Genomic DNA, 560 nt, shown 5'->3' on the forward strand with positions numbered 1-560 from the left:
GGTCACGGCATCCTTCAGCCTGTTTCCGGAAGGCGATGATTCCAAACGTGAAATGCTCTGGTCGCTCAAGAAGATCGACGGCAAGTGGAAGATATCGGACATCGCTTCCAAAACCAGCGACTGGACGCTCAGCGCGCTGGAATGCATGGCCGGCCAGACGCCGGAGTGAAGCGATGGCCCACCGCCGGTTCGTGGCACTGTCGGGTGTGTGCCTGCTGGCGGCTCTGAGCGGCGCCGCCGCGCAAGGCTTGTTGGGTGCGCCGCCGGCAAACGCCCCGGCCGACACCCAGCCGAGCGACAGCGCTGCACCGCCCGCAAATGCGCCGGGCGGAGCGGCAGAACCGGCCACGCCGCCGGTTGGATGGTCGCCGGCCGAAGCCGCGCCCGCCGCACCGATCCAGCCGGGCTCGCCGACCGCCGTTGTGCGGCCGTTTTACGATCAGGTCGGGCTGGAGATCGATCCGGCCGAGCGAAGCCATTTCATCGATCCAGCCAAAACCGTGCTCGACAAGAGCGACGCCTTGCGCAAATCCGGGCAGGGCGAGTGCCTCGACCCCAAC

The 560-nt window shown here is 67.1% G+C and carries 1 pseudogene; it reads left to right on the top strand.

The window, feature by feature from the left end:
- Nucleotides 1-173: 173 nt before the first annotated feature.
- Nucleotides 174-560, top strand: a pseudogene (locus EN969_RS34455) (hypothetical protein); the annotation flags it as partial.

Source organism: Mesorhizobium sp. M7A.F.Ca.CA.003.01.2.1, assembly GCF_003998945.1.
Taxonomy (GTDB): domain Bacteria; phylum Pseudomonadota; class Alphaproteobacteria; order Rhizobiales; family Rhizobiaceae; genus Mesorhizobium; species Mesorhizobium ciceri.